General features: G+C 71.6%; 14 protein-coding genes (1 of these 14 cut by a window edge). 9 read left to right on the top strand and 5 right to left on the bottom strand.

The genetic code is table 11. The annotated features are described in order from the left end of the window. Positions 1 to 44: 44 nt before the first annotated feature. Both OHS18_RS36925 and OHS18_RS36930 read left to right on the top strand, forming a co-directional pair. Positions 45 to 614, top strand: a complete 570-nt coding sequence (locus OHS18_RS36925; RefSeq protein WP_328444657.1) for a hypothetical protein — start codon at positions 45 to 47, stop codon at positions 612 to 614. Between the two features lie 67 nt (positions 615 to 681). Then, complete coding sequence (locus OHS18_RS36930) at positions 682 to 1,263, top strand: DinB family protein (protein WP_328444655.1); 582 nt, start codon at positions 682 to 684, stop codon at positions 1,261 to 1,263. A 176-nt stretch (positions 1,264 to 1,439) separates the two neighbouring features. Here OHS18_RS36930 and OHS18_RS36935 read toward each other — a convergent pair whose 3' ends face one another. After that, positions 1,440 to 1,973 (bottom strand): methylated-DNA--[protein]-cysteine S-methyltransferase, encoded by a 534-nt coding sequence (locus OHS18_RS36935; RefSeq protein WP_328613880.1) that lies wholly within the window; start codon positions 1,971 to 1,973, stop codon positions 1,440 to 1,442. A gap of 62 nt (positions 1,974 to 2,035) precedes the next feature. Between OHS18_RS36935 and OHS18_RS36940 the strand changes: the two genes are divergently transcribed. Then, entirely contained in the window at positions 2,036 to 2,650 is a 615-nt protein-coding gene (locus tag OHS18_RS36940) for a VOC family protein (protein ID WP_328613881.1), read from the top strand. A gap of 80 nt (positions 2,651 to 2,730) precedes the next feature. Here the strand turns inward: OHS18_RS36940 and OHS18_RS36945 are convergent, their stop codons facing one another. Then, complete coding sequence (locus tag OHS18_RS36945; protein ID WP_328613882.1) at positions 2,731 to 4,452, bottom strand: NAD+ synthase; 1,722 nt, start codon at positions 4,450 to 4,452, stop codon at positions 2,731 to 2,733. Between the two features lie 158 nt (positions 4,453 to 4,610). On the opposite strand from OHS18_RS36945, the gene OHS18_RS36950 reads away from it, so the two are divergent. Continuing rightward, positions 4,611 to 5,213, top strand: a complete 603-nt coding sequence (locus OHS18_RS36950) for a hypothetical protein (RefSeq protein ID WP_328613883.1) — start codon at positions 4,611 to 4,613, stop codon at positions 5,211 to 5,213. On the opposite strand, the gene OHS18_RS36955 is transcribed toward OHS18_RS36950, so the two are convergent. Together OHS18_RS36955 and secA2 are read right to left on the bottom strand one after the other, a co-directional pair. After that, the gene (locus tag OHS18_RS36955; protein ID WP_247061225.1) at positions 5,197 to 5,757 is read right to left on the bottom strand and encodes an RNA ligase 1 family protein; all 561 of its coding nucleotides are present in this window, start codon (positions 5,755 to 5,757) and stop codon (positions 5,197 to 5,199) included. The two genes, OHS18_RS36950 and OHS18_RS36955, sit on opposite strands and share 17 nt — an antisense overlap. Before the next feature lie 78 nt (positions 5,758 to 5,835). Next, positions 5,836 to 8,178, bottom strand: coding sequence for an accessory Sec system translocase SecA2 (gene secA2 / locus OHS18_RS36960; RefSeq protein WP_328613884.1), 2,343 nt, complete (start codon positions 8,176 to 8,178; stop codon positions 5,836 to 5,838). Between the two features lie 134 nt (positions 8,179 to 8,312). Between secA2 and OHS18_RS36965 the strand changes: the two genes are divergently transcribed. Both OHS18_RS36965 and OHS18_RS36970 read left to right on the top strand, forming a co-directional pair. Next, on the top strand, positions 8,313 to 9,896 hold the full coding sequence (locus tag OHS18_RS36965; RefSeq protein ID WP_328618648.1) for an alpha/beta hydrolase: 1,584 nt from the start codon (positions 8,313 to 8,315) through the stop codon (positions 9,894 to 9,896). Next, positions 9,893 to 11,389, top strand: a complete 1,497-nt coding sequence (locus OHS18_RS36970) for an alpha/beta hydrolase (protein WP_328613885.1) — start codon at positions 9,893 to 9,895, stop codon at positions 11,387 to 11,389. The genes OHS18_RS36965 and OHS18_RS36970 overlap by 4 nt, the downstream gene beginning before the upstream one ends. Here OHS18_RS36970 and OHS18_RS36975 read toward each other — a convergent pair. Continuing rightward, positions 11,386 to 12,048, bottom strand: coding sequence for an LppX_LprAFG lipoprotein (locus OHS18_RS36975; protein WP_328613886.1), 663 nt, complete (start codon positions 12,046 to 12,048; stop codon positions 11,386 to 11,388). The genes OHS18_RS36970 and OHS18_RS36975 overlap by 4 nt on opposite strands. A 252-nt stretch (positions 12,049 to 12,300) precedes the next feature. Here OHS18_RS36975 and OHS18_RS36980 point away from each other — a divergent pair, with 252 nt between their 5' ends. The 3 genes from OHS18_RS36980 to OHS18_RS36990 form a co-directional block, all read left to right on the top strand. Continuing rightward, entirely contained in the window at positions 12,301 to 13,581 is a 1,281-nt protein-coding gene (locus OHS18_RS36980; RefSeq protein WP_328613887.1) for an MFS transporter, read from the top strand. Between the two features lie 62 nt (positions 13,582 to 13,643). Beyond that, on the top strand, positions 13,644 to 14,987 hold the full coding sequence (glnA, locus tag OHS18_RS36985) for a type I glutamate--ammonia ligase (protein WP_328444635.1): 1,344 nt from the start codon (positions 13,644 to 13,646) through the stop codon (positions 14,985 to 14,987). Further along, positions 14,987 to 15,164: the 5' end (the start) of an amidase gene (locus tag OHS18_RS36990; protein WP_328613888.1), read on the top strand. 1,382 nt of this gene lie beyond the right edge of the window; 178 of the gene's 1,560 nt are visible here — the first part of the coding sequence; it begins with the start codon at positions 14,987 to 14,989; its stop codon lies beyond the right edge, outside the window. The genes glnA and OHS18_RS36990 overlap by 1 nt, the downstream gene beginning before the upstream one ends.

A 15,164-nucleotide genomic window follows, 5' to 3' on the forward strand; every position in this document is an offset into this window, starting at 1 on the left:
TACTGGGGCCGCGCGATGGCAAGCGGTCGCTTAATGTGTGCCACGTGCGCACGGCTCGGATCGCCTCGGCCCTCCTCATGGGACTGGCCGTGCTCGCCTATTCGGGCTGGCTGCTGGAGTTCGCCGTCCCGACGGGTGTGTCGCCGGTGCGCGACCCGGCCGACGCCCTGCTCGCCGGGCCGCCCGTGTTCCGGGTCCTGCTGGCGATCTCGGGCGTCGCCTTCCTGCTCGCCGGGCCGCCGTTGCACCGACTCGGCCCGGTCCAGTGGCCGGCGCGGCTGAGCTCGATCTCGGTGAGCGTGTTCGGCGCCGTCGTGCTGGTCCAGGCCGCCTACCCGGAGAGCAGCGGCGCGATCTCGTCGCTGCTGTCGGGCATCCTCCTGGTCGGGGTGATCAGCCTGGTGCTGTGGTGGCCGCCGGGCTGGCGCCGGCTCGCCGTCTCGGGACTCGTGCTGGTGATGGCCACCTGGGTGGCCGTGGTGGTGGCGCGGCAGTTCGGCGAGTTCGAAGGCGTCTTCAGCCGCGTCCAGCTGGTGGTGCGCGCGGTGCTGTTCGGCACCGGCGGGGCGTACGCGTTCATCAAGCCCGCGCCTCGGCACGCGCCCCGGATCTAGTTCTTCCGGATTTTGTCGGTGCCGGATGCGACCATCTGGTTCCCGATTCCCGGAGGAGGAGATCGACATGGCGGGAAACGTGCCCCCGGTGGCCGACGAGCGCGAGGGCTTGCTGCGGTACCTCGAGCAGCAGCGGTACGTCCTGAAGCTGGCCGCGCACGGCCTGACGGACGAGCAGGCGCGGCTGACGCCGACGAAGAGCGCGCTGTCGGTGGGCGGGCTGATCAAGCACGTCGCGAGCACCGAGGACGGCTGGATCGACATCGTGCTGCAGCTGCCCCAGAAGCCGTTCGACGAGGGCATGCGGGATTACGAAGAGGCGTACCGGCTGGGCCCGGAGGAGACGCTGCGGAGCGTCCTGGAGCGCTACGACGAGGTCGCGGCCCGCACGGCGGAGGTCATCGGCCGGATCGACGACCTCGGCCGCCCGGTCCCGGTGCCGAAGGGCGTCCCGTGGTACCCGGACGACGTCGAGGCGTGGTCGGTCCGCTGGGTCCTGCTGCACCTGATCGAGGAGACGGCCCGCCACGCCGGCCACGCGGACATCATCCGCGAACACGTCGACGGCGCCACGGCCTTCCCGCTCATGGCCGCGGCGGAAAACTGGCCGGAGTCCCCGTGGATGAAGCCCTGGAAACCAACCCCCTAACCAGCCTGACCCGACCCTCCAGGCACGCGACCCGACCCTCCAGGCACGCGAGTCGTCCGTTCGCGTCCCCGGTCAACCGAGTCGTGACGACCCTTCAATCACGCGAGTCGACCCGGCAATCACGTGTGCTGGCGTTCTGATCACGGCTCGGCACCGGCGAAACGGCGTCGGGCGCGTCAGAACAGCGTCGGCTCGTCCGCCAGCGCGCCCTCGATCACGAGCATCCGGCGTTTCGTCGCGACGCCACCACGCGCGGAGAAGCCGCCGTCGCGACCGCCGGCCGCGAGGACCCGGTGGCACGGCACCACGATCGGGAACGGGTTGTGCCCCATGGCCTGCCCGACCGCCTGGGCCGACCCGGGCAGGCCGAGCCGGTGCGCGATGTCGCCGTAGGTCAGGGTCTTGCCGGGCGGGATCGCGCGCGCGATCTCGTACGCGCGCCGGTTGAACTCGGGCACCGCGGCCAGGTCCAGCTCGATCTCGGCCAGGTCGCGGCGCTCGCCGGCCAGCAGCGCGACGATCCCGTCGACCGCCGCCTGCCCGGGCGGAGGCGGCGGACCTTCGACGGCGTCCGGGAACCGCCGGGCCAGCCGGGCACGCATGCCGGCGGCACCGCCGTCCGGCAGCGACGTCCCGATCACGACGTCGTCGCGCCACGCGAGCCCGCACGGCCCGATGGCCGTGCCGAACACCGTGAACCCCACACTCATGCGTCCAGCCTACGACCGAAGGGAGGCTGACGGCCGCGGCCCGGCCACGGGATGATGGGCCGGTGCTGGACCACCTCGTCTACGCCGGACCGGACCTCGCCGAGGCCGTCGCGCGCGTCAAGGAACTCACCGGCGTCACGCCCGCGCCCGGCGGCAGCCACGTCGGCCTGGGCACGGCCAACCACCTCGCCGACCTCGGCGCCGGTGCCTACCTGGAGGTGATCGGCCCGGACCCGGCGCAGCCCGATCCCGCGCGACCCCGGCCGTTCGGCATCGACGACCTCACCGAGCCGGCGCTGGTCGCGTGGGCGGTGCGCACCACGGACCTCGACGCGACGATCAAGAACGCCCGCACCCACGGTTTCGACCCGGGTGACGCCATCGGGATGTCCCGCGAGACGGCCGGCGGCGAGCTGCTGCGCTGGCGGCTGACCCCGCCGAGCCTCCCGGGCACGCTCAGGCCGTTCCTCATCGACTGGGGCGGCACCCCGCACCCGACCACGCGCGACCTGCCATCCCTCCCGCTGCTCATGGTGACGGGCGCGCACCCCGACCCGGACTCGGTCCTCGCGGTGACGGACGCGCTGGGCTTGGAGCTCCTGGTCCGACGCGCCGACCGCGCGGGCTTGACCGCCGCCGTCCGCACCCCGGAGGGCCGCCAGGTCGCGCTGAGCTGAAAGCCGTGAAGGCCCCCTTCCCGGCCATAAGAGCCGGTAAGGGGGCCTTCACGGGCTTCGCCGCTGGAGCCGCTGGAGCGTCAGGCCTTGCCTTCGCGCCACGCGTTCGTCATCGGGAGCCGGCGGTCGCGGCCGAACGCCTTGAGCGTGATCTTCGTGCCCGGCGGGTACTGGCGCCGCTTGTACTCGGCCTTGTCGACCATCCGCACCACGCGGTCGATCGTCTCCGGCGCGAACCCGGCCTCGACGAGGTCGGCGTACCCGCGGTCGCCCTCGACGTAGTCGTCGAGGATGTCGTCGAGCAGCGCGTAGTCCGGGAGCGAGTCGGAGTCCATCTGGCCCGGCCGCAGCTCGGCCGACGGCGGCTTGGAGATCGAGTTCTCCGGGATCGGCGGGGTCTCGCCCCGCTGGGCCGCTGAGTCGTTGCGCCACCGGGCCAGCTGCCAGACGTGCGTCTTGAAGACGTCCTTGATCGGGGCGAACGCGCCGACGGCGTCGCCGTAGATCGTGGAGTACCCGACGGCCAGCTCGGTCTTGTTGCCGGTGGCGAGCACGAGGTGACCGTCCAGGTTGGACAGTGCCATCAGGAGCATGCCGCGGGTGCGCGCCTGGATGTTCTCCTCGGCGAGGCCCGTCAGGTTCAGCTGCTCGACGTAGACGCGCACCATGTCCTCGACCGGCTCGACCCGGTAGTGCGCGCCGATCCGCTGTGCGAGGTCGGCGGCGTCGTCCTTCGAATGGCCCGAGGAGTACTTCGACGGCATCGAGACGCCGTAGACGTTGCCGCCGCCCAGGGCGTCCGCCGCCAGCGACGCGCAGACCGCCGAGTCGATGCCGCCGGAGAAGCCGAACGTGACCGACGTGAACCCGTTCTTGTGCACGTAGTCCCGCAGCCCGACGACGAGCGCCGCCCACACCTCGGCCTCGTCCGCGAGCGGCTCGCTGATCACCGGTGACGCCGTCGGCTCGTACGCGGGCAGCGGCTCTTCGCTCAGCACGCGCCGCCGGACGTGCAGGCCTTCGAGCTCGCCGTCCCCGGCGTGCCCGCCCGCGGCGAGGTCCGTGTCCAGCACGAGCAGGTGCTCGACGAACTGGGGTGCGCGCGCCAGCACCGTGCCGTCCGCGCCGACGACGAGCGAGTCGCCGTCGAACACGAGGTCGTCCTGACCGCCGACCTGGTTGGTGTAGACCAGTGGCGCGCCGGCTTCGGCGGCCCGCCGGGCGATCAGCGGCAGCCGCTGCTCGTCCTTGGACCGCTCGTAAGGCGACGCGTTCGGCGCCACGACGAGGTCGACGCCCGCCCGGCCCAGCGCCGAGATCGGCCCGCCGTCCTGCCAGATGTCCTCGCAGATGACCATGCCGATGTCGAGCCCGTGGAACCGGACGACGTCGAGCGTGGTGCCCGGCTTGAACCAGCGGTGCTCGTCGAAGACGCCGTAGTTGGGGAGGTGGTGCTTGAACTGCCGCGCGACGACCTCGCCGCGGTAGAGCGCGGCCGCCGCGTCGCGCGGGCCGGCGTCGTCGAGGTCGAGGTAACCGATGTAGGTCAGCACTTCGCCGCAGCCGGCTTCGTCCAGCCGGCGCGCCAGCGCCTCGACGCCCTGGCGGGAGGCCTCGGCGAAGGTGCGGCGCAGCGAGAGGTCCTCGACCGGGTAGCCGGTCAGCGACATCTCCGGGAAGACGACCACGTGCGCACCGGCTTCGGCGGCGCGGCGGGTCCATTCGACGTGCAGGTCGGCGTTGCCGTCGAGGTCACCGACGGTGGGGTTGACCTGGGCGAGCGCGATGCGCAGTTGCGGCATGCCGCCATTCTGACGCACCGCCACCCGGCCGGCCGAGCGAATGTGGGCGAAAAGCCACCCCGGCGAGCGGATCCGCTGCGGCGCCTTCGGCCACCCGGGTAGGTTGCCGCTGATCGGACGAACCGGGCAGCCGGGTTCGCCGAAGGGGAGGGACCACTTTGACGTATCCGCCGCAGCCACCGCCCGGTCAGTACCCGGGCCAGGGTTACCCGCAGCAGCCACCGCCCGGCCAGGGCTACCCACACCAGGGCTATCCGCAGCAGGGTTACCCGCAGCAGCAGGGTTATCCAGGCTATCCGGGTTATCCGCCACCGCAGCCGCCGAAGAAGGGCAACGGCCTGCTCATCGGCCTGCTCGCCGGCGGTGGCGGGCTACTGGTGGTGATCTTCCTGATCACCGGGTTCTTCGCGCCCGGATTCCTGGTCTCCGACGGCAAACCGGCGGCCCGCACCGGCCCGCCGCTCGACCTGAACTCGGGCAGCGTCGCCGCGGGCAAGTTCATCCTCGCCGTCCTGGGCGACGACGCGGTCATAGGTCGCCAAGCCGCCTGCGCGTCCGCCGAAGGCGTCGTCGCCGCCGCGGTGCGGACGCTCGGCAGCCGCAACGCGCACCTCACCGCCGGCTCACCCGTCCAGAGCGGCGCGGACGAGATCCGCGTTCCGCTCGACGGCACCATCGGCAGCCGGTCGGTGCACGGCGAACTGCAGGTGACGCGCATCCAGGAGCACTACTGCATCTCCGGGGTCACGACGCCGTCGTGACCGCCGCGGCGTCGCGGTACTTGAGCTTCGCCATCCGCCCGTCACGGTGGTGCCAGACGACGCCCTCGAACTCCGGGTGCGCCAGCAGCCACGTCATCAGCCCGTCGAAGTCGCGCGGCACATCGCCGAACTCCTCCGCGGTCGCGTGCCGCACCAGCCGGTGGACGCCGAGCTGCTCCGGATCGCCGTTGACCTTCGGGCCGCACAGCTCGTAGGTGCCCGGCACCTCGCCGACGAGGCCCTCACGGGCTTCGTCGAAGAACTTCGCGAACGCCGACTGCGCGACCGGCTCCCAGCCGACGGTCTTCCCCGTCTCCGGGTCGGTCTGGACGGCCTCGAACCCGGCGGGCGCGCTCTTGCCCGCCTTCACCTCGCGCCGCGCCCACCACTCGCCGGACTCGTCGAGCCGGACGCAGGTGCCGTCGTACTTGCGGGTGGGCACGCCTTGGCCGTCGAGCACCCACTGGCACGCGGGGTGCACTTCGCGGGTCACCCGCCGGAGGTCTTCGGGGTCGCGACGGAACAGCGTCGGGATCTTGCGCATGCCCCGATTCTCCCGGCCCGGGCAAACGAGAAAACCCCCGCTCGGCCGAACCGAGCGAGGGTTTTCCCGGGAAGAGGACTACTTGCGCTTGATCATGCTCCGGACCTTCTTGATGGTCTGCTCGAAGTCGGAGTCGAACGGGTTGTCGTGCACCAGGTAGGTCCACGTCGTGTTCGCCCGCCGGACGCCGGCGTCGCCGAGGTCGATGCCGTCGTCGGTCAGCTCGGCCTCTTCGAGGGTCTTCGCCGCGCGCGAGTCCGCCTCGGCGATGATCTTGTGGAACTCCGGGATGGCCGCGCGGTGGAACTCGTCGAGCGGCGTCTCCCGGGCCAGCGCCCGAAGGTGGATGCTCTCGCGGACGTCGGTCAGGTACGCCAGGTGGTCGGACCAGAGCTGGTCGACGTGGAACAGCAGCACCTCGCGGCACAGCTGCTCCACCTTCTCCTGGTCGTCGCCCAGCTTCTCCTTCAGCTCGCCGAACTTCTCCGGGTGCGCCTTCTCCAGCTTCTCCGCCGCGTACCCCTCGCGAAGCACCTTGTCGCGGTGGGTCAGCAGGTCGCGCCGCTGCCGCTCGATCAGCCGCGTGTAGCGCCAGGTGTTGCGGTGGATCTCCAGGTCGACGCCCTCGGCGACGCGCTGGGCGTGGTTGAGCTGCCGCAGCGCCGCGTTGTCGGTGATCTCGCCGGTCTCTTCGTCGTCGGTGATGCCGTCCGGCACGTCCGGCGCGTTCGACAGCACGAGCTCGTCGTTCAGGCTCGCGAAGAAGATCGCACTGCCCGGGTCGCCCTGGCGGCCGGAGCGGCCGCGCAGCTGGCCGTCGAGCCGGCTCGACGGGTACCGCGCGGTGCCGATGACGTGCAGCCCGCCCAGCTCGACGACCTCTTCGCGGGTTGCGCCGTCGGTGCCGCCCAGCCGGATGTCGGTACCGCGCCCGGCCATCTGGGTCGAGACGGTGACCGCACCCTTCTTGCCGGCCTCGGCGATGATCGACGCCTCTTCGGCGTCGTTGCGCGCGTTGAGCACGACGCACTCGAGGTCGACCTTCGCCAGCTTCTCGGCCAGCTCCTCCGACTCGGCGACGTCCTGGGTGCCGACGAGGATCGGGCGCCCGGTCTCGTGGACCGTGCGGATCTCCTCTTCGATCGCCCGCAGCTTCTGCGACGGCGACGCGAAGACCCGGTCTTCCTGGTCCTCGCGGACGTTCGGGGTGTTCGGCGGGATGACCGCGACCTCGAGCTCGTAGAACTCGCGCAGCTGCTCGGCGACGGCGACCGCGGTACCGGTCATGCCGGCGACCTCGGGGTAGCGCGCCAGCAGCGCCTGGACGGTGATCGAGTCCAGGATCTCACCGCGGTCGGTCGCGCTGACCTGCTCCTTCGCTTCGACGGCGGCCTGGAGACCGTCCGGCCAGCGCTGCAGTTCGGCGACGCGGCCGCGGGCGGCGTTGATGAGCTGGACCTTGCCGTCGCGGACCAGGTAGTCGACGTCCCGGGTGAGCAGCGCATGCGCGTGCAGCGCGACGTTCACCGCGGGGAGCCGGTCCGACGCCGTCTCGCCGTAGAGGTCGTCGACCTCCAGGCCGAGCGACTTCGCGACGACCGAGGCACCGGCGTCGGTCAGCCAGGCGTTGCGGCCCTCGCTGTCGGTCTCGTAGTGCAGGTTGAGCCGCAGCCGCCGGACGACCTTCGCGACCTCTTCGTCGGCGTCGGTGTGGTCGATCGAGCCGGCCATCACCAGCGGGACGCGGGCCTCGTCGACCAGCACGGAGTCCGCCTCGTCGACGATCGCGACCTCCGGATCCGGCTGGACCAGGTCGTCGACGTTCGTGACCAGGCGGTCGCGCAGCACGTCGAAGCCGATTTCGGCGACGGCGCCGTACGTGACGTCCTTGGCGTAGGCCTCTTTGCGCTCCTGCTGCGAGTGCGACGGCTCGACCCAGCCGACCGACACGCCGAGCAGCGCGTACACCGGGCCCATCCACTCGGCGTCGCGTCGCGCCAGGTAGTCGTTGACCGTGACGACGTGGGCGCGCTTGCCTCGCAGCGCGTACCCGGCCGCGGCCAGCGCGCCGGCGAGCGTCTTGCCCTCACCGGTCTCCATCTGCACGACGTGCTTGCTGAGCAGGCCCATCGTGCCGAGGATCTGGACGTCGAACGCGCGCTCGCCCAGTGCCCGCCGAGCAGCCTCACGACCGAGCGCGCACACCTCGATCAGGTGATTGTCGCCGAACGCGGTGTCCTTCAGCGTCGCGCGAAGCTTCCCGGCCCGCTCGGTCAGCTCCTCGTCGGAGAGCTTCTCGAGCTCGGGTTCGAGCTTCTCGACTGCGGGCAGCAGTGCTTCGTAGCGGGTCAGCTCGACGCTGCCCGGACGCTGGATGATCCGGCGGAGCCGTTTGCCCACCCGGCTGATCAGTGCTGCCACCCCTGGTCTCCCGTTCTCTCTCGCTCGACCGGCCTGCCCCACCCAACGTGGCGGTGGTGCGTTCGAGTTCCGCGGCCGGATGGGACGATCCAACCGTGTTCCTTCATCCCAGCGCCAGGTCCCGTAGTCGGACGATCACGGCGGTCGCGGCATCCGCGCTGCTCGCGGTCTCCTTGACCGCCTGCACGTCCACCGGCAAGACCGCCCCGCCGTCGCCGACGACCGAGTCGCACCCGCCGTCCGGGCCGGTGCCCGCGGGGCTGGAGCGGTTCTACGGCCAGAGCCTGACCTGGGCCGACTGCGCACCTTACGCGACGTCGGAGGACGCGAGGTCGGCGTTCCAGGCGAAAGACATCCAGTGCGCGCGGCTGACCGTGCCGCTGGACTACGCGAAACCGGACGGAACGACCATCACGCTCGGCCTGCTGCGGCACAAGGCGACCGACGGGGGATCGCGGATCGGGTCGCTGGTGGTGAACCCGGGCGGACCGGGCGCGTCGGGCATGGTCGCCGCCGCCGGGCTGATCAAGCCGGCGTCGAACACGGACCTCGCCAAGCGCTTCGACCTGGTCGGCTTCGACCCGCGGGGGATCGGCGCGAGCCAGCCGATCATCCGCTGCCTGACCGATCAGGAGCGCGACGCCGACCGCGCGGACGACAGCGAGACCGACGGCTCGCCGCAGGGCGTGCTCAAGCAGGAAGCGCAGGAAAAGGACTTCGCCGCGAAGTGCGCCCAGCGCAGCGACGACGGCACCGGGCTGCTCGCCAACGTCGGCACCCGCGACGTCGTGAAGGACCTCGACATCCTGCGCTCGGTCCTCGGTGACGAGAAGCTGACCTACCTCGGCTACTCCTACGGCACCCGGATCGGGTCGACCTACGCCGAGGCGTTCCCGAAGAACGTCCGCGCGATGATCCTCGACGGCGCGGTCGACCCGGACCAGGACGCGGTCGAGTCGCTGGTCGCGCAGGGCCAGGGCTTCGGCGGCGCGTTCACGCAGTTCGCGAAGTCGTGTACCGCTCAGCAGGACTGCGCGCTCGGCCAGGACCCCGCTGCCGCGGTGAAGGCGTTCCAGGACCTCGTCCGGCCGCTGATCGACTTCCCGGTCCCGGTGGGTGACGGCCGCAAGCTCTCCTACGAGGACGCGACCACCGGCGTCATCCAGGCGCTCTACCAGGAGAGCCTCTGGGACGCGCTGAACACCGGCCTCAACGAGCTGAAGCAGCAGCGCGGCGCGACGCTCGAGAAACTCGCCGACATCTACAACGAGCGCGACTCCAGCGGCAAGTACGGCACCACCCAGGACGCCTTCACCGCGATCCGCTGCGTCGACGACCCGCGCGTCACCGACCCGGCCGTGATCCTCAAGGCGCAGGAGGAGTACGTGCAGGTCGCGCCGTTCCTCGACGACGGCCGCCCGGCGAGCGCGGCCCGCGACGCGTGCGCGTTCTGGCCGGTGCCGAACACGTCGGAGCCGCACGTGCCGAACGTCGAAGGCCTGGCGAAGACGCTGGTCATCTCGACGACCAACGACCCGGCGACGCCGTACCAGGCCGGCGTCAACCTCGCGAAGGGCCTGAAGGGCGGGCTGCTCACCTTCGAGGGCACCCAGCACACGGTGTTCCTGCAGGGCATTTCGTGTGTGGACCAGGCGGGCAACGACTACCTGGTCGACGGCACGCTCCCGGCGGAAGGCACGCGCTGCAAGGGCCAGTGAGGGCGGCCGCGCTGCTGGGCGCGGCACTGGTGCTGACGGCGTGCACGAGCGCCCCGTCGACACCGGCGCCGTCGCCTTCCTCGCAGGCTCCTGACCTGCGCAAGTTCACCGGGCAGCAGCTCGCCTGGACGCCGTGTCCGGCGGCCGCGCCGCTGGACTGCGCGCACCTGACCGTGCCGCTGGACTACACGAGTCCGGCGGGGGAGACGGTCACCGTCGGGCTGCTGCGGCACAAGGCCGCGAAGCAGCGGATCGGCTCGCTGGTCGTCAACCCGGGCGGTCCCGGCGGCGCGGGGACGTCGATGGCCGCGTCCCTGGCGAAGTCGCCCGCGGCCGCGCCGCTGCTGGACCGCTTCGACCTGGTCGGCTTCGACCCGCGTGGCGTCGGCACCAGCGAGCCGCGGATCACCTGCCGCACCGACGCCGAGCAGGACGCCGACCGCGCGTCCGACGTCGAAAGCGACATGTCGCCCGAAGGGGTGAAGAAGCAACTCGCCGAGACCACGGCGTACGGCGCGAAGTGCGCCGAAGCGGCGAAGTACGGCAAAGCGTTCCTCGCGAACGTCGGCACGCGAGACGTCGTACGCGACCTAGACGTCCTTCGCGCGGCTCTCGGCGACGAGAAACTGACCTACCTCGGCTACTCGTACGGCACGCAGATCGGCGCGGCCTACGCGGAGGCGTTCCCGCGCAACGTCCGTGCGTTGCTGCTCGACGGCGCCGTCGACCCCGCACAGGACATCGCGGAATCCCTGGTCACGCAGATGGCGGGCTTCCAGGACGCCTTCACCGAGTTCGGCAGGTGGTGCGCGGCCCGGAGCGACTGCGCGCTCGGCCGCGACCCCGCGCGTACGACCGAGGCCTTCCAACAGCTCGCGCGTCCGCTGGTCGCGAAGCCCGTCCCAGCCGGCACCCGGAAGCTCTCCTTCGAGGACGCCGTCACCGGCACCTTCGCGGCGCTCTACGCCCGCGGCGACTGGCCGGCGCTCAACGGCGCGCTCACCCAGCTGGCCGGCGGCACCGGCCGGTCCCTGCTGGCCTTCGCCGACGGCTACTACGGCCGCGACCGCGACGGCCACTACAGCGGCGGGATCGACGCCTACTTCGCCGTCCGCTGCGTCGACCGCGCCCGGCTCACCGACCGGGCCGCGATCGACCGCGCGCACCAGCGGATGCTGGCCGGCGCGCCGTTCCTGGCCGGCGGCAGCCCGGACACCAGCGAGCTGGACATCTGCTCGACCTGGCCGGTCCCGCCGACGTCGGCCGAGCACGCGCCGCACGCCGCCGGCCTGCCGAAACCGCTGGTCGTCTCGACCACGCACGACCCGGCGACGCCGTACCAGCAGGGCGTCGACCTCGCGAAGGACCTCGACGGCTTTCTGCTCACGTACGAAGGCGTGCAGCACACGGTCTTCCTCGACGGCAACGCGTGCGTGGACCGCGCGGGCGTCGCGTACCTGATCGACGGCACCGCCGCCGCGACCCGCTGCTAACCGAGGTTGACGGGCTTGTTCTGGCCGGTCAGCGACAGTTCGAACATCACCGGGCTGAGGTGGTCACCGGCCGGCGGGACCTGCACCCACAGCCGGACGAACCGGCGCGGCCCGTCGGCCGAGACCCACACCTTGACGACGATGTCGGCGTTCACCTGCGGCAGCACGCTGTGCGCGACGGCCGCGGGCACCTGGCCGCCGACCCGCAGCGCCGCGGCGCCGTCGACGTTCTCCTTGCCCTCGGTCTTCGCGTCGGTCACGGCGTCGAGCAGCCGCTTCAGCCCGGCGGACGGCCCGAGGAACCGGCCCACGGCGTCCGTCTCGGGGATCCGGCCGCGCGCGATGCCGGGGTCGGTGCTCACCTGGCCGTCGCGCACAGTGAAGCGGAACTTGACGTGTCCGTCGCCGTCCTGGACGTCGGCCGTGCCGGTCGCGGCCCCGCCGGCGTCGAGGGTCGCGTCGCCTTCGATCTGCCGGAGCGGGAAGTCGGGCAGGACGCCGTTGACCCCGGCGGCGAAGTGCACGCTCCGCACCGCGGCGAACGACGTCGCCGCGTCGCGGACCAGCTCGGCACCCGCGGGGAACGGCCCGCGCGTGTCCGGCGAGCCGGCGCACCCGGCCGTCAACAGGACCACGAGCAGCAGGGCGATGCGGGACATCCCGCAAGCCTAGGCGCCGCCGGAGCAAGTCCGGCTCGCGGTCTTCGCGCCCAGGCGGCCCCTGGCGGCACGGGCGGCTCACCCGAGTACGACCCGGTACGAGGGTGCTCCGCCCGCACCGTCAGGAACCACCTGGATCACGAAGCCCATCGAGCAGACTTACTCCGGCAGCGCCTGGTGGTGGCCGGATCCTTGCGGCAGATGTCCTTCAGGCCACTTCCACCGGAAGGCGCGCCAGACAACACTTCACTGGTGACTGTCGAGACCCGCCCTGCCCCGAAGCTGCACCGCGCCTGGCTGATCGCCGGTGCCGCGTTCGTCGCGCTGCTCGCCTCCGCCGGCTTCCGCTCGGCCCCCGGCGTCCTCATCGACCCGCTGCACCAGGAGTTCGGCTGGTCGACGGCCACGATCAGCTCGGCCGTCTCGGTCAACCTCGTGCTCTACGGTCTCTTCGCGCCCTTCGCGGCCGCCCTGATGGAGCGGTTCGGCATCCGCCGGGTCTCGGCGACGGCGTTGTTCGTCATCGCCCTCGGCGCGGCGGGCACGGTCTTCATGACCGCGAGCTGGCAGCTGATCCTCTGCTGGGGCGTGCTGATCGGCGCGGGCACCGGCTCGATGGCGATGAGCTTCGCGGCGACCGTCGCGGCCCGGTGGTTCGTCCGCAGCCGCGGCGTCGTGACCGGTGTCCTGACCGCGGCGGGCGCCACCGGCCAGCTGATCTTCCTGCCGCTCATCGCCAACCTCGCCGTCGGCTCCGGCTGGCGGACCGCGTCCCTGGTGATCGCGCTCGCCGCGCTCGCCGTCGTCCCGGTGGTCCTGCTGCTCATCCGCGATCACCCCGCCGACGTCGGCACCACGGCCTACGGCGCGCCCGCCGACGCCGAGGTCGCCCGCCCCACCCCGAAGACCGGCTCCGCCCGCCGCGCCCTGTCCGTCCTGAAGACGGCGGCCCGCACCCGGACGTTCTGGCTGCTCGCGGTCGGCTTCGCGATCTGCGGCGCGACGACGAACGGCCTGGTCGGCACCCACTTCGTCCCGGCCGCCCACGACCACGGCATGCCCCAGACGACCGCGGCGGGCCTGCTGGCCCTGGTCGGCGTCTTCGACGTCGTCGGCACGATCTTCTCCGGCTGGCTCACCGACCGCGTCGACCCGCGGATCCTGCTCGGGGTCTACTACGCGTTGCGCGGGCTCTCGCTGGCCCTGCTGCCGCAGCTGTTCACCGACTCCGTGCAGCCGAGCATGTGGGCGTTCATCCTGTTCTACGGCCTCGACTGGGTGGCGACGGTCCCGCCGACCGTCGCGCTCTGCGTCCGCGCCTTCGGCGAAGCCGGCCCGATCGTGTTCGGCTGGGTCTTCGCCTGTCACCAGCTGGGCGCCGCGTTCGCCGCCTCGGCCGCCGGCCTGGTCCGCGACCAGCTCGGGAACTACACCCTGGCCTGGTATTCGGCCGCCGTCCTGGCCGTCATCGCGTCGGTCGCGTCGCTGGCCGTGAAGCGCGCGAAGAAGCCCGTTCCGGTGTCGGCGAGCTGACCTTCGTCACCCTCGGCGCGTCGTGAAACATCCCGTTAACACGCTGTCGTTAGGGTGCGGCCATGGATCGCCAGCAGGAATTCGTGCTCCGCACGCTCGAGGAGCGCGACATCCGTTTCGTCCGTCTCTGGTTCACCGATGTGCTGGGGTTCCTCAAGTCCGTCGCGGTCGCGCCGGCCGAACTCGAGGGCGCTTTCACCGAGGGGATCGGCTTCGACGGCTCGGCCATCGAAGGGTTCGCGCGCGTCTACGAATCCGACATGGTCGCCAAGCCGGACCCGGCCACCTTCCAGGTGCTGCCCTGGGAGACCCCGGACGGCAGCCCCTACTCGGCCCGGATGTTCTGCGACATCGCGATGCCGGACGGCTCGCCGTCGTGGGCCGACCCGCGCCACGTGCTGCGGCGCCAGCTCTCGAAGGCGGCCGAAGCGGGTTTCACCTGCTACGTGCACCCGGAGATCGAGTTCTTCCTCCTGGCCAACCTCCCCGACGACGGCAGCGAGCCGGAGCCCGCGGACAACGGCGGGTACTTCGACCAGGCCAGCCACGCCACGGCGACGCACTTCCGGCGGCACGCGATCGAGACCCTCGAGGCGATGGGCATCTCGGTCGAGTTCAGCCACCACGAGGGCGCGCCGGGCCAGCAGGAGATCGACCTCCGCTACGCCGACGCCCTGACCATGGCCGACAACGTGATGACGTTCCGTTACGTCGTCAAGGAGGTCGCGCTGACCCAGGGCGTGCGCGCGACGTTCATGCCGAAGCCGTTCACCGACCAGCCCGGCTCCGGGATGCACACCCACATCAGCCTCTTCGAGGGTGATCGCAACGCCTTCTACGACGCCGAGGACCCGCACGAGCTGTCGGAGACCGGCAAGGCGTTCGTCGCCGGCCTGCTGCACCACGCCAAGGAGATCTCCGCCGTCACCAACCAGTGGGTGAACTCCTACAAGCGCCTGATCAGCGGAAGCGAGGCGCCGACGACGGTTTCGTGGGGTCGCGCGAACCGCTCGGCGCTCGTCCGGGTGCCGATGTATTCACCCGGAAAGGCGTCATCCCGACGGGTGGAAGTCCGTACCCTGGACTCCGCGTGCAACCCGTACCTCGCCTACTCGGTGATCCTGGCCGCCGGGCTCAAGGGGATCGAAAAGGGGTACGAGCTGCCGCCGCCGGCCGAGGACAACATCTGGCAGCTGAGCGACTCCGAGCGGCGCGCCGCCGGTTACGCGCAGTTGCCCCAGAACCTGGGGGAAGCCCTGGCCGAGATGGAGAAGTCCGAGCTCCTGCCGGAAGCCCTCGGCGAGCACGTCTACGACTTCTTCCTCCGGAACAAGCGCCACGAGTGGGACAACTACCGGAGCGCGGTCACCCCGTACGAACTCCGCACGCTGTTGCCGGTGCTCTGATGAGGCGGCGGCCGGTGTTCCTCGCGATCCTGGCCGCCGCACTCGTGCTCGTTCCCGCCGCGCCCGCCGCGCCGGCGTCTTCCCCGGAGTTCGACCTGGACTCGGCGGACATCCCGGCGCTGCAGGCGCGGATGGCGGCCGGCCGGCTCAGCGCGACCGGCCTGACCGGGCGCTACC

This window comes from Amycolatopsis sp. NBC_00355, assembly GCF_036104975.1.
Lineage (GTDB): Bacteria > Actinomycetota > Actinomycetes > Mycobacteriales > Pseudonocardiaceae > Amycolatopsis.